Origin of the sequence: Bradyrhizobium sp. CCGE-LA001 (genome assembly GCF_000296215.2) — a bacterium.
Classification (GTDB): domain Bacteria; phylum Pseudomonadota; class Alphaproteobacteria; order Rhizobiales; family Xanthobacteraceae; genus Bradyrhizobium.
The window spans coordinates 3,184,139-3,201,557 of sequence record NZ_CP013949.1 but is presented as its reverse complement, the minus strand read 5'-3'; the positions used below and the strand labels follow the sequence as shown (position 1 = coordinate 3,201,557).

General features: G+C 67.9%; 17 protein-coding genes and 1 riboswitch. Of the genes, 3 read left to right on the top strand and 14 right to left on the bottom strand.

Translation table 11 applies throughout. From position 1 onward, the window contains the following. Positions 1-18 precede the first annotated feature (18 nt). From cobA to BCCGELA001_RS14770, 5 genes are read right to left on the bottom strand one after another with little or no spacing between them, the layout of a single operon-like run. Positions 19-750, bottom strand: coding sequence for a uroporphyrinogen-III C-methyltransferase (gene cobA / locus BCCGELA001_RS14790; RefSeq protein WP_060735646.1), 732 nt, complete (start codon positions 748-750; stop codon positions 19-21). After that, a complete protein-coding gene (locus BCCGELA001_RS14785) occupies positions 747-2,057 on the bottom strand; it encodes a cobyrinate a,c-diamide synthase (RefSeq protein ID WP_060735645.1) in 1,311 nt (436 codons plus the stop codon). Before BCCGELA001_RS14785 ends, cobA begins: the two co-directional genes overlap by 4 nt. Then, the gene (cobM, locus tag BCCGELA001_RS14780; protein WP_060735644.1) at positions 2,057-2,839 is read right to left on the bottom strand and encodes a precorrin-4 C(11)-methyltransferase; all 783 of its coding nucleotides are present in this window, start codon (positions 2,837-2,839) and stop codon (positions 2,057-2,059) included. Before cobM ends, BCCGELA001_RS14785 begins: the two co-directional genes overlap by 1 nt. Then, a complete protein-coding gene (locus BCCGELA001_RS14775) occupies positions 2,836-3,204 on the bottom strand; it encodes a cobalamin biosynthesis protein (RefSeq protein WP_008554403.1) in 369 nt (122 codons plus the stop codon). The genes cobM and BCCGELA001_RS14775 overlap by 4 nt, the downstream gene beginning before the upstream one ends. Then, positions 3,201-4,382 carry a bifunctional cobalt-precorrin-7 (C(5))-methyltransferase/cobalt-precorrin-6B (C(15))-methyltransferase gene (locus tag BCCGELA001_RS14770; RefSeq protein ID WP_060735643.1) on the bottom strand — a complete coding sequence of 394 codons (1,182 nt, stop codon included), beginning with the start codon at positions 4,380-4,382 and terminating at the stop codon, positions 3,201-3,203. The genes BCCGELA001_RS14775 and BCCGELA001_RS14770 overlap by 4 nt, the downstream gene beginning before the upstream one ends. Here BCCGELA001_RS14770 and BCCGELA001_RS14765 point away from each other — a divergent pair. Continuing rightward, positions 4,381-5,127 (top strand): cobalt-precorrin-6A reductase, encoded by a 747-nt coding sequence (locus BCCGELA001_RS14765; RefSeq protein ID WP_060735642.1) that lies wholly within the window; start codon positions 4,381-4,383, stop codon positions 5,125-5,127. The two genes, BCCGELA001_RS14770 and BCCGELA001_RS14765, sit on opposite strands and share 2 nt — an antisense overlap. Here the strand turns inward: BCCGELA001_RS14765 and cobJ are convergent. Genes cobJ through BCCGELA001_RS14730 form a run of 7 tightly spaced genes read right to left on the bottom strand, consistent with a single transcriptional unit; the run spans position 5,103 to position 13,011 of the window. Further along, positions 5,103-5,837 (bottom strand): precorrin-3B C(17)-methyltransferase, encoded by a 735-nt coding sequence (gene cobJ, locus BCCGELA001_RS14760; RefSeq protein ID WP_008554392.1) that lies wholly within the window; start codon positions 5,835-5,837, stop codon positions 5,103-5,105. The two genes, BCCGELA001_RS14765 and cobJ, sit on opposite strands and share 25 nt — an antisense overlap. Beyond that, on the bottom strand, positions 5,834-6,565 hold the full coding sequence (locus BCCGELA001_RS14755) for a precorrin-2 C(20)-methyltransferase (protein WP_060735641.1): 732 nt from the start codon (positions 6,563-6,565) through the stop codon (positions 5,834-5,836). Before BCCGELA001_RS14755 ends, cobJ begins: the two co-directional genes overlap by 4 nt. A 3-nt stretch (positions 6,566-6,568) precedes the next feature. Continuing rightward, complete coding sequence (locus BCCGELA001_RS14750; protein WP_060735640.1) at positions 6,569-7,198, bottom strand: precorrin-8X methylmutase; 630 nt, start codon at positions 7,196-7,198, stop codon at positions 6,569-6,571. Continuing rightward, positions 7,198-8,361, bottom strand: a complete 1,164-nt coding sequence (cobG, locus tag BCCGELA001_RS14745; RefSeq protein WP_060735639.1) for a precorrin-3B synthase — start codon at positions 8,359-8,361, stop codon at positions 7,198-7,200. The genes BCCGELA001_RS14750 and cobG overlap by 1 nt, the downstream gene beginning before the upstream one ends. Further along, positions 8,358-11,606, bottom strand: a complete 3,249-nt coding sequence (gene cobN / locus BCCGELA001_RS14740) for a cobaltochelatase subunit CobN (protein ID WP_060735638.1) — start codon at positions 11,604-11,606, stop codon at positions 8,358-8,360. Before cobN ends, cobG begins: the two co-directional genes overlap by 4 nt. Then, complete coding sequence (gene cobW / locus BCCGELA001_RS14735) at positions 11,606-12,640, bottom strand: cobalamin biosynthesis protein CobW (RefSeq protein WP_060735637.1); 1,035 nt, start codon at positions 12,638-12,640, stop codon at positions 11,606-11,608. The genes cobN and cobW overlap by 1 nt, the downstream gene beginning before the upstream one ends. After that, complete coding sequence (locus tag BCCGELA001_RS14730; RefSeq protein WP_008554367.1) at positions 12,637-13,011, bottom strand: DUF1636 family protein; 375 nt, start codon at positions 13,009-13,011, stop codon at positions 12,637-12,639. The genes cobW and BCCGELA001_RS14730 overlap by 4 nt, the downstream gene beginning before the upstream one ends. Positions 13,012-13,105: 94 nt before the next feature. Continuing rightward, positions 13,106-13,327, bottom strand: a riboswitch (cobalamin riboswitch). A 39-nt stretch (positions 13,328-13,366) separates the two neighbouring features. Here BCCGELA001_RS14730 and cobO point away from each other — a divergent pair. Both cobO and BCCGELA001_RS14720 read left to right on the top strand, forming a co-directional pair. Beyond that, positions 13,367-14,002, top strand: a complete 636-nt coding sequence (gene cobO, locus BCCGELA001_RS14725) for a cob(I)yrinic acid a,c-diamide adenosyltransferase (RefSeq protein WP_060735636.1) — start codon at positions 13,367-13,369, stop codon at positions 14,000-14,002. Positions 14,003-14,009: 7 nt separating this feature from the next. Further along, positions 14,010-15,458: a cobyric acid synthase gene (locus BCCGELA001_RS14720; RefSeq protein ID WP_060735635.1), complete on the top strand. Its 1,449-nt coding sequence runs from the start codon at positions 14,010-14,012 to the stop codon at positions 15,456-15,458. Here BCCGELA001_RS14720 and cobD read toward each other — a convergent pair. Next, complete coding sequence (cobD, locus tag BCCGELA001_RS14715; protein WP_060735634.1) at positions 15,447-16,412, bottom strand: threonine-phosphate decarboxylase CobD; 966 nt, start codon at positions 16,410-16,412, stop codon at positions 15,447-15,449. The genes BCCGELA001_RS14720 and cobD overlap by 12 nt on opposite strands. Before the next feature lie 11 nt (positions 16,413-16,423). Beyond that, positions 16,424-17,365, bottom strand: a complete 942-nt coding sequence (cbiB, locus tag BCCGELA001_RS14710; protein WP_060735633.1) for an adenosylcobinamide-phosphate synthase CbiB — start codon at positions 17,363-17,365, stop codon at positions 16,424-16,426. Between the last annotated feature and the right edge of the window lie 54 nt (positions 17,366-17,419).

The window sequence follows — 17,419 nt, the reverse complement described above, 5'->3', positions numbered from 1 at the left end:
AGGCCTGAAGGGTTGCCATCATGACCGATCATCCCCCGCTAGCGCCCCGAACAGGATGACGGCAGCCGTGGAAGCGGCGCCGCCGCGCGCAAGCTGCTCGGCCAGCTCGGCAATGGTGGTGCGCACCAGCCGCTCGTCGGAACGGCCGAGGGATTCCGCGAACAGCGCCGGCGTATTCGCGGCGAGGCCGTGTTCGATCAATCTTGCGGCAAGCGCCGGAAAGGTGCGCCGGCCCATATAGACCACGGTGGTCGCCTCCGGATCGGCCAGCGCCGCCCAATTCAGGTTCGGCGGCAGCTCGCCGGTGACGTCGGCTCCAGTCAAGAACTGGAACCGACGCGAGGTGTGGCGCCGGGTCAGGGGAATGCCGGCTTGCGCGGCAGCGACGCAAGCGGATGTGACGCCGGGAATGATCTCGTAGCCGATGCCGGCCTCGCGCAGCGTCTCCAGCTCCTCCTCGAGCCGGCCGAAAATGCCGGCATCGCCGGACTTGAGGCGCACCACGCGCGCACCCGTTGCGGCATAGTCGACCAAAAGGCGGTTGACGTGGTGCTGCTTGGTCGAGGGCCGCCCTGCCCGCTTCCCCACCGCGACGAGATTGGCGCCGGGCCGGGCGAGATCGAGGATCGCGCCGGAGGCAAGATCGTCGTAGAGCACGACGTCGGCCTCGCGCAGCCGCGCGGCGCCCTTCATCGTGAGGAGCTCGGGATCGCCGGGGCCGGCGGAGACGAAAGAGACAAAACCGCTCACCGGTCCTCCGCGATCAGATGGAAGAACGTGCCGGTGGCGTGGCCTCGCCGCGAGCCGGTCTCGGCGATGACAGCGCCGGTCGCGTCGTGCACGACCGCCAATGGTGTGTCGGGCTGCGCGAGGATGGTCGAGTAGTGAAACTCATGTCCGCGCAGGCGTGCGCCGATCTGATGCCCCGGCATTGGCGCAGCCAGTTCGGCAAGACGATAGCCCAGATGCATGCGGCGCTTGGCAAAGCTGGTCTCCAGACCGAGCAGCCCCGCCATCTCGTGGCGGACACCGTCCGCGTCGGTCAAAGCGGCGCCCAGCACCATATAGCCCCCGCATTCGCCATGCACCGGCCGCGTCTCTGCAAAGGATCGCAGGCTGGTGCGAAATCGTGCATTGGCGGCGATCCTGCAGGCATGAAGTTCGGGATAGCCGCCGGGCAGCCAGCAGACGTCGGCGTCCGCATCGGGCGCTTCATCGGCCAGCGGCGAGAACGGCACGATCTCGGCGCCGGCCGCGCGCCAGGCTTCCAGCATGTGCGGATAGACGAAGGAGAATGCCGCATCGCGGGCGAGCGCAATGCGCTGCCCCGGCGGCGTGACGTTCAGTCCATTCGCGGCCGGCTGCGGTGACCAACCCGCAGCCGCGCGCAGCACCGCGTCGAGATCGACATGCTCGGCGACGAAGCGTGCGGCCTCGTCGATCAGCTTGCCGATCTCGGCCTGCTCCTCGGCCTGCACCAGGCCGAGATGCCGCTTCGGCAGGCTGATCTCGGCATGGCGCGGCAGCGCGCCGAACACCGCGATGCCGGAGTCGTTCAGCGCCCGCCGCACGAGATCCTCGTGACGCGGACTGGCGACGCGGTTGAGCACGACGCCGGCGAGGCGCACGCCCTTGCGGTAGTCGCGAAGGCCTGCGGCGATCGCCGCCGCGGTTTGCGCTTGTCCTGAGGGGTCGATCACCAGCACCACCGGCCAGCCCAGCATCTCCGCAATGTCAGCGGTGGCGCCGGTGCCGGAGACACCGCGCGCAGCGACACCGTCGAACAGGCCCATCGAGCCCTCGGCGAGCACGATATCGGCGTCCACACCGCGGCTGACGAGATGCGCGATAGTGCCCCGGTCCATCGCCCAGCTGTCGACATTGACGGAGGCGCGTCCCGTGGCGGCGGCATGAAAGGCGGGATCGATATAGTCGGGGCCGCTCTTGAAGCACTGCACGTTGAGGCCGCGATTGCGCCAGGCGCGCGCGAGCGCCAGCGTCAGCGTGGTCTTGCCGACGCCTGACGCCGGTGCGGAGATGACGAGGCCGGCCGCCATCACGTCGCCTCCGGAAAGCGTGGCTCGGCGCCGACCGGCCGATAGCGGCGATCGTAGTCGGCGGCATAGAGGCGGCTCTCGTCGAAATCCGCCGCGCCCAGCGTCTTGCCGACCAGGATCAGAGCGGTGCGCTCCATCTCGCCGCCCACCGCCGCATCGAGCGTGCCGAGCATCGCGCGGACGATGCGCTGATCCGGCCAGCTGGCGCGCCAGACGATCGCAACCGGGCAGTCCGCGCCGTAATGCGGCGTCAGTTCGGCGACGACCTTGTCGAGCAGATGGATGGAGAGATGGATCGCGAGCACGGCGCCGGTGGCGGCAAAGGCCGCGAGCTTCTCGCCCTCAGGCATTGCGCTGGCGCGGCCCGGCGTGCGCGTCAGCACCACGCTCTGGGCAAGGCCAGGCAGCGTCAGCTCGGTCTCCAGTGCCGCGGCAGCGGCGGAGAAGGACGGAACGCCCGGCGTGACCGTATAGGGAATGCCGAGCGCGCGCAGGCGACGGAGCTGTTCGCCCATCGCCGACCAGATCGAGAGATCACCGGAATGCAGGCGAGCCACATCCTTGCCCTCCGCATGCGCCGCGGCGATCTCCGCGATGATCTCGTCGAGCGACAGCGGCGCGGTGTTGACGATGCGCGCACCTTGCGGGCAATGCGCCAGCACGCCCTCCGGCACCAGCGAGCCAGCATAAAGGCAGACGGGACAAGCCGCGATGAGATCGCGGCCGCGCAAGGTCAGGAGATCGGCGGCGCCCGGTCCGGCGCCGATGAAATGCACGGTCATGCGCCGTCTCCTTCGGCGATCGCCGCGGTCGCGGTGCGATCCTGCGAGACCACTCGCGTCGCAATCAGGCGTGCGCGAGGGCCGGCAGCTGCCAGCGCTACGGCTTCGGCCACCGATCCGGTGCCGAACTTTTCCGCGATGCGTATTGACTGCGTCGGCGTGTTTGTGCCGGCCAGTGCTTCTGCGGGAATGGCCTTGATCGGAACGCCGCATTCATGCGCGAGCTGCTTCAACGCCTGCGCGTCGGCCTTGTCGCTGATGGTGGCCACTGCAGCGAGGCCGTCGGGACCGCCGGCCGCCAGCAACGCGTCGCGCAGCGCGGCCAGCGTCACATCCTGCCTGAATCCGAATCCGGCGACCTTCATCGGACCGCACTCCACTGCACGAGCGGCCGCACCGCCTCCCAGGAGCGGTAGCGACCGAGTGGGGCTGCATGCGCAATCTCGACCCGCATCAGCTCACCGCCGTGACGCTGGTGCAGCTCGCCGAGCAGCGCTTCCGTCTCCAACGTGACTGAATGTGCAACCAGCCGCGCACCCGGCGCGAGTTGCGACCAGACTGTATCGAACATCGCGCGATCGAGACCGCCACCGATGAAGACGGCATCTGGTGCGTCCAGACCGGCAATAGCTTCCGGCGCCCTTCCCGTGATGATGGTGATCCGATGCGTGAATCCGAACGCAGCTGCATTGCTGCGAATGTTCGCGGCGCGATCCTCGCGCACCTCGATCGCGGTCGCCGTCCCGCCGCACAGCGCCCACTCCACGGAGACCGAGCCTGAGCCCGCGCCGATATCCCACAGCCGCTCGCCGACACGCGGAGCCAGCGCCGAAAGTGCGAGTGCGCGCACCGGACGCTTGGTGATCTGGCCGTCATGGACGAAGAGTTCGTCGGAAAGACCCGAGCTGCGGGGGATGCCCTGTGTGCCCCTCGCCTCCACCGCGACTGCGACCAGGTCTCCGGCGATATCACCAGCAAAGTCCTTGGCCCGATACTCCCGGACATTTTCGCGCGGTCCACCGAGCGCGGCAAGAGTCCAGAACGCAGACGCGCCCCAGCCGCGCTCCGTCAGCCATTTCGCAAGATCGCCTGCGGCCTTGCCATCGCGCAAAAGGCAAAGGATGCGCCCACCGCGCGCGAGATGCGGAACGAGACGTTCGAATGGTGCGGCGTGCAGGCCGAGACAAATGACGGACTCCAGGCGCCATCCCAGCCGCGCAGCGGCGAGCGAGAATGTCGACGGCGCCGAATGCGCGACCCATTCGTTCGCCTGCAGCTTTTCGGCGAGACTTGCGCCGGCGCCATGCCAGAACGGATCGCCGGAGGCGAGCACGGCCGTAGGCCGGCCGCGGCAGCTCAGCACGACATCGGCATCGAACGGTACCGGCCATGGACGGCCGCGGCTGCCGACATCCGCGAGCGCAAGATGACGCTCGCCGCCGAACACGGTTTCCGCCCTGGCAAGCGCCTTTCGACTTGCCTCCGACAGGCCGGCAAGGCCATCTTCGCCGATGCCGATGATGGTCAGCCAGGGATCAACCATGATTCGCGCCCTCGTTCTGGGCGGAACTGCCGATGCGAGCCTGCTCGCCGCGGAGATCACGCGCGCCGGCATCGAGGCCATCTATTCCTATGGCGGACGCACCCGCGCGCCGGCTGATCAGCCGCTGCCGACCCGCATCGGCGGCTTCGGCGGCGCGAACGGGCTTGCCGATTACATCCGCCGCGAAGCCATCACGCATGTGATCGATGCGACGCATCCCTTCGCAGCCGAGATGAGCCGCAATGCTGTTGCGGCATGCGCACAAACTGGCACGCCGTTGATGGCGCTGGAGCGCGCGCCGTGGACTAAGACGTCCCAAGATACGTGGATCGAGGTCGCCGACGTCAAGGCCGCCGTCGCCGCACTGCCCGAGACGTCGGCAAACGTATTCCTCGCCATCGGCCGCCAACACATCGCGCCGTTCGCGAGCAAGCCACAGCACACCTACACCCTGCGCTTCGTCGACCCGCCCGAAGCGCTCCTGCCGTTCGCCGCGGACGTGATCGTGTCGCGCGGCCCCTTCACTCTCGACGGCGAGCTTCAGATGATGCGCACGCGCGGCATCGCCTTGATCGTCGCCCGCAATTCCGGCGGCGACGGCGCGCGCGCCAAGATCGATGCGGCTCGCATGCTCGGCCTCCCCGTGATCATGATCTCGCGACCGCAGCTGCCCGAGCGGCTGCGGGTCGAGAGCGTGGCCGAGATCATGCAATGGCTCGGTCATTCTGCCCGCCTCGGCGCATAGACCCAGCGGCCGACGCGGCGCGTCTGCGAATTGCCGACGATCACCAGCGTGCGCATGTCGGCCATTTCGGGTGTCGCTTCGTTCAGCGTGACGGTCTCGATCTTCTCGTCGGCAGCACTGATCGCCCGCGCGAAGATCACGAGCCGCTCGCCGCATCCGGCCTCTTTCAAAACCGCCAGCGTGCGGCCAAATCCCTCCGGCCGGCTCGCCGAGCGCGGATTGTACATCGCGATGGCGAAGTCGGCCTCCGCGGCAAGCCGCAAGCGCTTCTCGATCATCGCCCACGGCTTGAGATTGTCGGAGAGATTGATCGCGCAGAAATCATGGCCGAGCGGCGCGCCGGCGCGGGCGGCCGCTGCAAGCATCGCGGTGACCCCGGGCAGCACGCGGATCGGCAGCGCCTGCCATTGCGGCGCCAGTTCGAGCGCCTCGAACACGGCGGACGCCATCGCGAACACGCCGGGATCGCCGGAGGAGACGACTACGACCTGCCCGCCTTCGGCGGCGAGCCGCAAGGCTTCGCCCGCGCGCTGCAGCTCTTCGCGGTTGTCCGACGGGTGCAGGGTGAGCCCGGCGCGCGGCGGCACACGCGCGACATAGGGCGCATAGCCCAGAATGTCGGTGGCGGCTGCGAGCGCGGCGGAGACTTCCGGCGTCACCAGCGCGTCACTGCCGGGCCCGAGGCCCGCGATGGTCAGGGTGCCCGTCATTCGGCGGCGCCCGGATGCCGGCCCTTGCCGTGCACGAGCACGATCGCAAAGTAAGGACAATCGTCGGCATCGATCTCGGAGAGTCGCGCGACACGCTCGCCCGGCATGGTGCCGCGCTCGATCAGCCAGGCATCGTCCAGCCGTCCGGCGGCTGCGAGCGCGCGGCGCACCTTTGCGAGATTGCGGCCGGTCTTCATGACGACGACCGCATCGGAATCGCGCATGCGCCGTTCGAGCTCGTCTTCGGCCAGCGTTCCCATCAGCACCGTCGTGACGTCGTCGCCGAGCGCGATCGGCCGGCCGACGCCGTTCCAGCACCCGACCATGCCGGGAATGCCCGCGATTACCTCGATCTCGACGCGGCCTTGCAGGCGCGTGTGCAGATGCATGAAGGAGCCGTAGAAATAGGGATCGCCCTCGCAGAGCACGACGACGTCGACCGCGCGCGAAAGCCGCGCCAGGCGCTCGGCCCATTCGTCATAGAAACCGGCGAGCAGCTCGACGTATTCCGGGCTGTCGAAAGCGATCTCCGTTGTAACCGGATATTCCATGGGATATTCGGCGACATCAGGCGCCATCATACCCTCGACGATGCGGCGCGCCTGGCCTGGCCGACCCTTCTTGCGGAAATATGCGATGTGGGCAGCCTCACGAACCGTGCGGTCGGCGCGCACGCTCATCAAGTCTGGATCGCCGGGGCCGAGACCGCAGCAGATGATGCGTCCCATCTTCTATTCGCTCCGGCTCGCGAGTGCGTTGACGGCAGCAACCGTGATCGCGGAACCGCCGAGCCGGCCTTCGACCGTCAGCGCCGGCACGGGCGGTTCGGCCATCAGCGCGGCCTTGGATTCGGCGGCGCCGACGAAGCCGACGGGACAGCCGATGATCGCGGCCGGCCGCGGACAGTCGCGGTCCTCCAACATGTTGAGCAGGTGAAACAGCGCAGTCGGCGCGTTGCCGATCGCGACGATGGCGCCATCGAGATGCGGCCTCCACAGCTCAAGCGCGGCGGCCGAGCGCGTGTTGCGCATGGACTGCGCGAGTGCGGGAATGGTCGCATCACTGAGCGTGCATATCACGGCATTGGCCGCAGGCAATCTCGCGCGCGTAATCCCTTCCGAGACCATGCGCGCATCGCACAGGATCGGCGCCCCCTTCTGCAACGCCGCGCGCGCCGCTGTCGCCATGCCCGGTGTGAAGCGGATATGCGCTTCGAGGCCGACCATGCCGGCGGCATGGATCATCCGCACCACCACCTGCTCTTCATCCGGCGTGAAGCGGGCAAGATCCGCCTCGGCGCGGATGGTCGCGAAGGATTGCCGGTAGATCGCCGCGCCGTCGGTCTCGTAACTGTGCGGCATCAATGCCCTCCCACCAGGATAGAGGGATCGCTGACGATATCGGCGCCGTTCAGACCGCGCAGGGCAGGCTCGTCGCGCGTCGACCCGCCGCGGACGAGATCGAAGCCGGTGCCGGTCGCAATCAGCGTCACTGCGGCCGCGCCGGAATGGGCGCAGCCCTTTGCGCAGCCGGAGACGTGAAGCCGCGTGTCCGGCGTGATGCGCGGCGCGAGCGCGGCGGCAAGCGCACGCGTGTCGGCGTGAGCCTCGCGGCAGCGCGGAGCGCCGCTACAGGCGATGACGCGCAGCGCCGGATCGTGCGGCTCCGTGATGAGACCGGCCCCGCTCGGCATCTCGCGCTTACCTTCGCTGAGGACCATCCGCCATGGCGTCATGCGCAGGGCATGGCCGCAACTCGAAAACTGATGCAGCGTCGAATGCAGCATCTGTCCGAATGCAATCCCGACCAGCGCGCCCTGCGGATAATGTCCGGGCCGTAGCGCGGCCATCACGGGCGCCGGCTCGGTTTCGCCGCGCAAGGTCCCGGGCAATGCCGCACCGGAGGCGATGTGGGCCGCCATGCGCCCTCGCCCGCCCGTGATGCCGCCTGACGTGACGAACCAGCTTGCGAGAGCGAGCGCCGTCGTCACCGCGCCGCCACGGCCGACGGAGCGGCCGAGCCTCGCACCATCGGCGCGCACCAAGAGCCGGCCGCTACGATCGCGCTCGATGCGCACGTCGGCGGAATCGCCCGCCAGCACGCGCGACCTGCCGTCGTCGATCGCGAAGCCGAACTTCGTAGGAAGTGTGAGCTTGCTGTCGGCAAGCGCCTCTTCGAGCTCGGCTGCGAGCGCCTGCGTCTCGTCACCGGTGCTCCAGAACGGCGTCACCAGGATGTTGCGGCGGGCTTCGGTCGCCTGATCGGGATCAAGCAATCCTAACTGCGCGAGACCCTCGAGCAGCGGTTGATGGCTCTGATCGCTAACGCCCCTGATCTGCAGATTGGCGCGGCTCGTCACGTCGATCAGGCCGTTGCCGTGCCGTTCGGCAAGCTCCGCAAGGCCGGCGATCTGCGCTGCCTCCAGCCATCCGCCGAACGGACGCACGCGGACCACGAGCCCGTCGCCCGACTGCATCGGCCGCAGCGCGCCGGGACACCAGCCCTTGACCGCAGACGCGTTCATGAGGCCTCCCGCAGCGCAGCCGCGATCGAATTGCGGCGCGTTCGCCAGAGCGAGGCCTCATGCAGGCGGGTGAAGCACGTCTCCATCGCGGCGAGCGCCGCCGGATTTTCGCGCGCCATGAAGCCGCGGACGTCATCATTGCCGAGCGTCGCATCATAGTACAGGTCGAACAGATGCGGCGGCACGGCGTCGGCGAGATGCGCGAAAGCGGCCATGTGCTCCAACGTCGCGACGATCTCGGCGGCCCCGCGAAAACCGTGGCGCATCATGCCGGCGATCCAGGCCGGATTGGCGGCGCGGGCGCGGACGACGCGCGAGATCTCCTCGGTCAGCGTTCGCGCATGAGGCTGGTCGGGTCGCGTCGTGTCGAGGTGATAGAGCGATGGTTCTGCCGCACCGAGATGCGCAGCCGCGGCGGCGATGCCGGCTTCATGCGCGGCATAGTCGGCGGCGAGCAACAGATCCGTTTCGGGCAGATCCTGCACATGGACGAACGCATCGGCGGAGGCGAGCCGCTGCTCGATGCCGGCACGATCCGGCTGCATCGCGCCATCCGCCTGGAATGCCCAGGATGATGCCGACAGCCAAGCTTCGCCGGCGGCATCCCGCGTCTCGGGTGTGAAGGCATCGGGAATTGCCGACAGGCCAACGCCATATTGTCCGGGACGCGGCGCGAACACGCGCGAGGCGCGGTGACGATAGGGATTCTCGTCGCCCTCGTCCTCGCGGCTCGCGAGCGCCTCGGCGCCGGCCTCGAACAATTGTGCCAGGCCGGAAAAGACGTCGCGGAACAGGCCTGATACCCGCAGCGTGACGTCGATGCGGGGACGGCCGAGCTCGGCCGGCGCGATGATGTCGTAGCCGGTGACGCGGCCGGAAGCATGATCCCAGCGCGGCGCAAGACCGGCCAAATGCAGCGCCATCGCGAACTCCTCGCCCGCGGTGCGCATCGTCGCCGAGCCCCAGAGGTCGACGACGAGGCCCTTCGGCCAATCGCCATGATCCTGCAAGTGCCGGCGGAGCAGCTCTTCGGCGAGCCTGATGCCCTGCGCATGCGCCGAGGGCGTCGGCACCGCGCGCGGATCGACGGCGAAGAGATTGCGCCCCGTCGGCAGCACGTCCTGGCGGCCGCGATAGGGCGAGCCCGACGGCCCCGGCGCAACGCGCTGGCCTGCGAGCGCGGCACGTAGCGCATCGCGCTCGGCCTCGCCGCAGGCGCCGCGGCCGAACACGTGCAAGCCGTCGCCGAACTGGCTTTCCTTGAGATCGCAGACGAAGCGGTCGATCCTTGGGATCGCTTCGGCTGGCGCTGCCGATGCATCGAGGCCGAGATCATCTTCCAGGCCTGCAGCACGCGCCTCGTCACGGATCGCCGCGATCAGGCGCTGACGACGGGCGGGATCGAGACCATCGGCCGTCGAATATTCGTCGAGCAGGCGCTCGAGCCGGCGCAGGCCTTCCGGCACTGCCGATTGTTCAAGCGGCGGCGGAAGGTGGCCGATGCTGACGGCGCCGATGCGGCGCTTGGCCTGCGCGGCTTCGCCGGGATCGTTGACGATGAAGGGATAGATGACGGGGCGATCGCCGATCAGTGCTTCCGGCCAGCACGCCTGCGACAGGGCCACGGATTTGCCGGGCAACCATTCCAGCGTGCCATGCGCTCCCATGTGCACGACGGCATCGGTGCCCTGCTCGCGGAGCCAGAGATAAAACGCGACATAGGCGTGGCGCGGCGTGCGGGCGAGATCGTGATATTCGGCATCGCGCGTGGCTGCATCGCCACGCTCCGGCTGGACCGCGATGATCGACCTGCCGCACGCGATCGCAGCGAAGTGGAATGCGCCGTCACGGCAGCTCGGATCATGCTCCGGCACGCCCCAGGCCTGCGCAACATCATCCTGCAAGGATTGCGGCAAACGCGGCAGCGCCGTGCGATAATCGGCGAGGCTCCAGGACAAACTCTGCTTCAGCAGCGTCTCGCCGAGCGCTTCGACCGGCGCAACATCGAAACCGGCCTCCGAAAGATCGGAGATCAAGGCCTCGACGGACGCGAGCGCGTCGAGCCCAACGGCATGTGCGATCTGGTGCGGGCGACCCGGATAGTTCGACAGCACGATCGCCAGCCGCTTTTTGCCCGCCGGCTTCTCCGCAAGACGGCGCCAGGCGGCAACGCGCGCGGCAACAGCGCTCACACGCTCCTCGTCGGGCCGATGCGCCAGATGCGAGAACTGCAGATCGGGATCGCGCTCCGCAGCGGATTTGAAGCTCACCACGCCCGCGAACAGACGGCCGTCGACTTCAGGCAGCACGACATGCATCGCGAGATCGCCCGGCGACAAGCCACGCAGCGAGTCCGCCCAGTCCTCCCGCCGCGCGGTGGAGAGCGCGACTTGGAAGACCGGGCACGATGCGGCATCGAACGGCGTCGCGCCATCGTCGCCGAGGGCCGAGAACGCCGTCGCGTTGACGATCGCCGCCGCAGGATTTTGCGCCAGATGCGCGCGCAGCCAATCGGCAACGCCCGCCGCCTTCAGCGAGGTGACGAACGCACCATAGGCCTCAAACCCCTTCGCGCGCAGCGCGGCGATCAAGGCGTCGACCGGGCCGGTGTCGGCAGCGGTGAGATAGGAGCGATAGAAGGTCACCAGCGCGCGCGGCCTCCCCTCGCCGCCCACCGGCGCAGCAATGACGCCGCGCGCGGGATCATAGAATCCCATCTCCGGCACGGTCATCTCGCCGACAACCGGTCCCGCATAGAGGCCCGAGGCCAGCGCGAGCTGCGCGATCGCCGCTTGCGCGGCGACCGGACCGCCGGTGTCGCAGAGCACCTTGAGCCGGCGCAGCGTCGAGACCGGCAAGGTCGAGTACGCATCGAGCCGCATATCGTCGCGACCATCAGCCGGCAGCACCGCGAGCACGATGCCCCGATCCCTGGCCAGTTGCTGGAGCGCCGCCAGTCCATACGGCCAGTAGGACTCACCGCCGATCAGCCGCACCAGGATGCCGCGCGCCTGCGACAGCGTGCGCTCGATATAGGTGTCGACCGACAACGGATGTCGTAGTTCCGCAAGGTTGGCGAGCCGCAGCGACGGCAGGCTGCTGCGGCCGCGCCGCCAGCCGGCCGCGAATGCCGCGAGGTCGGAATCCGAATACGAGAGCACCACGAGATCGGCCGGGTCCTGGCCGATGTCTCTTGGCGTCGCAGTCTCCTCGAGACCGCGGCTCTCGCGGAAGACGACGTGCATCAGAGACCAAGTCCCGCCTTGATCGCGGCTTCATCGATATCGCCGTGCTCGCCGATCACGACGAGTTTCGACCGCCTGACACCCGCGCCCCAGGGCCTGTCGAACTGGTGGCGCACGCGCTCGCCGACCGCCTGCAGCAACAGGCGCATCGGCTTGCCCGCGACGGCGATATAGCCCTTGGTGCGCAACACGTTCTGCTCGCGCGCCAGCTTCTGGACGGATGCCACGAGCGCGTCGATGTCCGAGACCTCCGGAAGGTCGATCACAACGGACGCGAAGTCGTCATGCTCGTGCTCCTCTTCGCCGTCATGATGCGAGGGGCGCGCGGCGAGATCGTTCTCCGCGGCAGCGCCGAGCCCGAGGATGACGCGCGCGTCGATTGCACCGTCTGTGACCGGCAGCATCGGCACGGGGCGCGGCATCTCCGCGGTGATCGCGGCCTTGGCCGCTTCGATTCCCGCCGTGCCCGCAAGATCGGCCTTGGTCAGCAGCACGATGTCGGCGCAGGCGATCTGGTCCTCGAACACTTCCGACAGCGGCGTCTCGTGATCGAGATTCTCGTCCGCCGCGCGCTGTGCTTCCACCGCAGCCGGATCCGGCGCGAAACGGCCGGCCGCGACGGCTTCGGCATCGGCCAGCGCGATCACGCCGTCGACCGTGATGCGCGAACGGATCTCCGGCCAGTCGAACGCCTTCAAAAGCGGCTTCGGCAGTGCCAGGCCCGACGTCTCGATCAGGATGTGATCGGGCTTCACGGGCCGCGCCAAAAGCTGCTCCATGGTCGGAATGAAATCGTCGGCGACGGTGCAGCAGATGCAGCCATTGGCGAGCTCGACGATGTTCTCTTCCGGGCAATTGGCGTCGGCGCAGGATTTCAGGATCTCGCCATCGACGCCCTCGCTGCCGAACTCGTTGACGAGCACTGCAAGCTTCTTGCCGCCGGGATTGGCGAGCAGATGCTGGATCAGCGTCGTCTTGCCGGAGCCGAGGAAACCGGTGACCACCGTGACGGGGACTTTTGCGAGCGAGTTCATTCGGCGGCCTCCGGCACGACGGCAATGGGGGGAATGCGGGCAAGCGATTGCTTGCGGAAGATTTCCGGACGGCTGCGCCAGGGCACGAGCCCGTCAGGCGCGGCCGCATAGGCTGCAGCGCCCGCGACCACGTCGTGCGCATTCGCATCCGACAGGCGGCCATAGACATAGGACCAGCGGCCGGGCGCACTGAGCGCGACCGAACAGCCCTGGCTGCAGGCCGACAGGCATTCGACGGGAACCACTTGGACGCCGTCGGGCACGCCGGCGTCGAGGATCGCACCATGCAACCGCTTGCCGGGCGTCGTCTCGCCCTCGCCAAGCGTCTGGCCGGCGCGGCAGGTAATACAGACGTGAAGTGTGACCGTCATCGCCCCTTCCAGAATAAACAGCGGGAAGCGAAGAGGCGCACGGACCGGTTTCGAAAGGCCCGTTTCCCCGTCGCGGAACACCCCGTCCGCCGGTCCAAAATCGTCCGCGCTGGCAGGTCTCCCGGCTTGCGGAGCAGGGTTTTGCCCTTCGATCCCCGCCTTCCCGATTCCCTTTCGGGAGTCAGTGGCTTCGGGCATCTCTCCGGTCACGGTCGCGGGGGCGGCTGCATTTTGGACCTAAATCTTGCCGATTCGGACCCTATCGCATTCCCTCTTCGCCTGTCATAGGACAGGAACCAACGCCGGCCCACCATTTGCCGCCGGCCGCCACTTGTCAAGCCGAAGGACCGGGACCATGACGCCTGAACCGGAGACCCAAACGGGCGAGGAAACCGACGCCCGCCACGCCCAAAAAATGGCGAAGAAGAAGGCCGCCCGCGACAAGATCATGGCGACCAAGAGCGGCGAAAAAGGCCTCATCATCGTCCACACCGGCGCCGGCAAGGGCAAGTCCTCCTCGGCCTTCGGCATGATCGTTCGCTGTGTCGCCCATGGCTTTCCCTGCGCGGTCGTGCAGTTCATCAAGGGCGCCTGGGATACCGGCGAGCGGCGCCTGCTCACCGGCCATTTCGGCGACCTGTGCCAGTTCCACGCGATGGGCGAAGGTTTCACCTGGGAGACGCAGGACCGCGCGCGCGACATCGCGGCAGCGCGCGCCGGCTGGGAGAAGGCCAAGGAACTGATCCGCGATCCGAGCCTGCGCATGGTCGTGCTCGACGAGATCAACATCGCGCTGCGCTACGACTATCTCGACATCGCCGACGTGGTCGAATTCCTGACGACGCAGAAGCCTGAGATGACGCATGTCGTCCTCACCGGGCGCAACGCCAAGGACGAGCTGATCGAAATCGCCGATCTCGTCACCGAGATGACACTGGTCAAGCATCCTTTCCGCTCCGGCATCAAGGCGCAGGCCGGCGTCGAGTTCTGAAGCTACGATGGCGCGCGCATTGATGATCCAGGGGGCCGGCTCGGACGTGGGCAAGTCGCTCATCGTCGCCGGCCTTGCGCGCGCCTTCGCGCGACGCGGCCTGCGCACGCTCCCGTTCAAGCCGCAGAACATGTCGAACAACGCGGCCGTCACCGTCGATGGCGGCGAGATCGGCCGCGCCCAGGCGCTGCAGGCGCTCGCCGCCGGCGTCGAGCCGCACACCGACATGAACCCGGTGCTGCTGAAGCCCGAGACGGATGTAGGCGCGCAGGTGATCGTTCACGGCAAACGCATCGCCACCGCGCGGGCGCGCGACTATGCGGCGATGAAGCCATCGCTGATGGGCGCGGTGCTGGAAAGTTTCGAGCGCCTGAAAGCGCGGGCCGATCTCGTGCTGGTCGAAGGTGCCGGCAGTCCGGCCGAGGTGAATTTGCGCAAGGCCGACATCGCCAATATGGGCTTTGCGCGCAAGGCCGACGTACCCGTCGTGCTGGTCGGCGACATCGACCGCGGCGGCGTCATCGCCCAGCTCGTCGGCATCAAGACCGTGATCGACCCCGACGATGCCGCGATGATCCAGGGCTTCGTCATCAACAAGTTCCGCGGCGATCCCACGCTGTTCGACGACGGCTACAGACTGATCGAAGCGAAGACCGCCTGGCGCGGGTTCGGCGTGCTGCCATGGTTCGCGCGCGCCGGCGAGCTGCCGGCCGAGGACGCGCTGGGCCTGAGCGATGCGCGCAAGCCGGGCCAATGCAAGATCGCATGCCTCGCGCTGTCGCGTATCGCCAATTTCGACGATCTCGATCCGCTCAAGCTCGAGCCCAGTGTCGACCTCGTGATGGTGCGTCCGGGCGAAGCCATTCCCGGCGACGTCCGCCTCGTCATCATCCCCGGCTCCAAATCCACACGCGGAGATCTCGCCTTCCTGCGCGCGCAGGGCTGGGACATCGATCTCCTCGCGCATCACCGCAGGGGTGGCCACGTGCTCGGCCTCTGTGGCGGCTATCAGATGCTCGGGCGCAGCGTTGCCGACCCCGAGGGCATCGAAGGCCCCGCGGGCGATACGCCGGGGCTCGGGCTGCTGGATGTCGAGACGGTGATGAGCCCGCAGAAGACGCTGACGCGCGTCGCCGCCTTGCATGCCGCAACCGAACAGCCGATCGAGGCCTATGAAATCCACATCGGCCGCACCGACGGGCCCGATCGCGCACGGCCATTTGCGAATCTGAATGGTGAGCCGGAAGGGGCGATCTCCGCCGATGGGCGCGTGCAGGGCAGCTATCTGCACGGCCTGTTCACGTCGGACGAGTTCCGCAAGGCGTATCTCGCCAAGCTCGACATTCCCGCAGGAGACGAGCCTTATCATGCAAGAGTCGAGAGCGCGCTCGATGCCCTCGCCGATCACATCGAGAAACACCTCGACGTCGGCGATCTGCTCGCGCTAGCCCGCTAGAACTTCGGCAAGGCGCGTCCATTCAACTTCGCTGCCGGGAAGCCCGAGGCGTAGCCATGTCGGGTTCTGCGCGAAGACGCGGGACCAGATCTGGCCACGCGCGAGCTTTTCCTGGGCGACCAGTGCGTCGGGCGTTTCGTACAGCCGAAACAGCGGCGCACCACCAACGAGCGTCCAGCCCTTCCCGCGCGCCATCTCATCGAGACGTCCACAATCGCGAACAAGTCGCGCTGACGTGGCCTCGGCCCAGGCATCGTCACGCAAGGCGCGGCTGCCGATTGCGATCGCCGCGCCCGAGACCGGCCAAGGACCCGACAGCGCCGCGAGCTTGCCGATATCGGCCACGTTGCCGATTGCAAAACCCAGCCGCAAGCCGGCAAGTCCGTAAAATTTTCCGAACGAGCGCAAGATCAGCAATCCCGGCCGATCCGCCTGCGGCGCGAGCGACAGCTGTGGAAGCGCGTCCGCAAAACTCTCGTCGACGACGAGACGGCCGACGCGCGGCAGAAGTGCGAGCAAATCTTGTGGCGCAGAGCTCCGGCCATCGGGATTATTGGGATTGACGATGATGGCAAGATCCGCGCCCGCCAGTGCGTCGGGCTCCCTAACCTCCTCGACCTCCCAACCGGCAGCCGACAGCACTCCGGCATATTCATTGTAGGTCGGCGCCAGAATGCGCGCACGGCCGGGCGATGCGAGTTGCGGCAGCAACTGAATGGCGCCCTGCGCACCGCCCATCGCAACGATGGGCGCGCTGGTGCGATAGGCGTGCCGCGCTGCCTGATGCAGGGCCTCGATCTCGGCGCGCGACGGCAGCGCGGTCCACGCCCGCGAACTGACCTCGCCCACGGGATAGGGCGCCCGGTTGATCCCCGTCGAGAGATCAATCCAGTCCTCAGCGCGGCCGCCAAAACGCTGCTGGGCCAGATCGAGATTTCCACCGTGCTCGCGCATGCCCGGTTCTTTCACGCGAAGGCCAGGATCGCAAGCACGCCGGCGAGCAGCAGCATGGCGCGGCGATACACCGCCAGCCCCTCGCCGATGTCGGCGGCAAGCGGATCGCGCGCGCCTTCGTTGAGCCAGGGCTCGTTGGTGATGCTGCCGTGATAGATGCGCGGGCCGCTGAGCCGCACTCGAAGCGCGCCCGCCATGGCTGCTTCGGGCCAGCCGGCGTTGGGCGAGCGATGACGTCGCGCATCGCGCGTCATGCATGACAGCGCCTCGGATCGCCGCGGCGCCAGCAGCACGAACAAGAATCCGGTCAGGCGCGCCGGAATGAAATTGGCGACATCGTCGATGCGCGCCGCGGCCCAGCCGAACGCCTCGTGGCGCTCGCTGCGATGGCCGATCATGGAGTCCAGCGTGTTGATCGCCTTGTAGCCCAAAATACCAGGCAGGCCGAACAGCGCGCCCCAGAACACCGGTGCGACGATGCCGTCGGACGCGTTCTCGGCGAGGCTCTCGATCGTTGCACGCGCGATGCCGGCTTCATCGAGCGTTGCGGGATCGCGCCCGACGATGCGCGAGACCGCCTCGCGTGCTGCGGCGATGTCGCCGGCCTGCAACGGCATCGCAACGGCCGCGACATGATCATGCAGCGAGCGTTGCGCCACCAGTGGCCAGGCCAGGATGCCGACCAGCGCGAGCTGGATCCAGCCTGAGAACAGGACCGTTTGAAGGACCCAGCCGAGTGCCACAGCAACCGCGATCACCACGAGCGCTCCGGCAATACCCGCGGCGCGGCGAAGCCATGGCGGATCGGACGCCCGATTCCACGCGGTGTCGATCGCCGCAATCAGCCGGCCCAGCCAGATCACGGGATGGCCGATCCGCGCGAACAGCGCGCCCGGCCAGCCCAGAAGAGCATCCACCGCCATCGCCACCACCATCGCGCCCGCAAAGCCCACACCAGCCTCCTGTCCCGCCCCTGTTGCGCAAAGCAAGAGCTGAGCGCAAGCCCC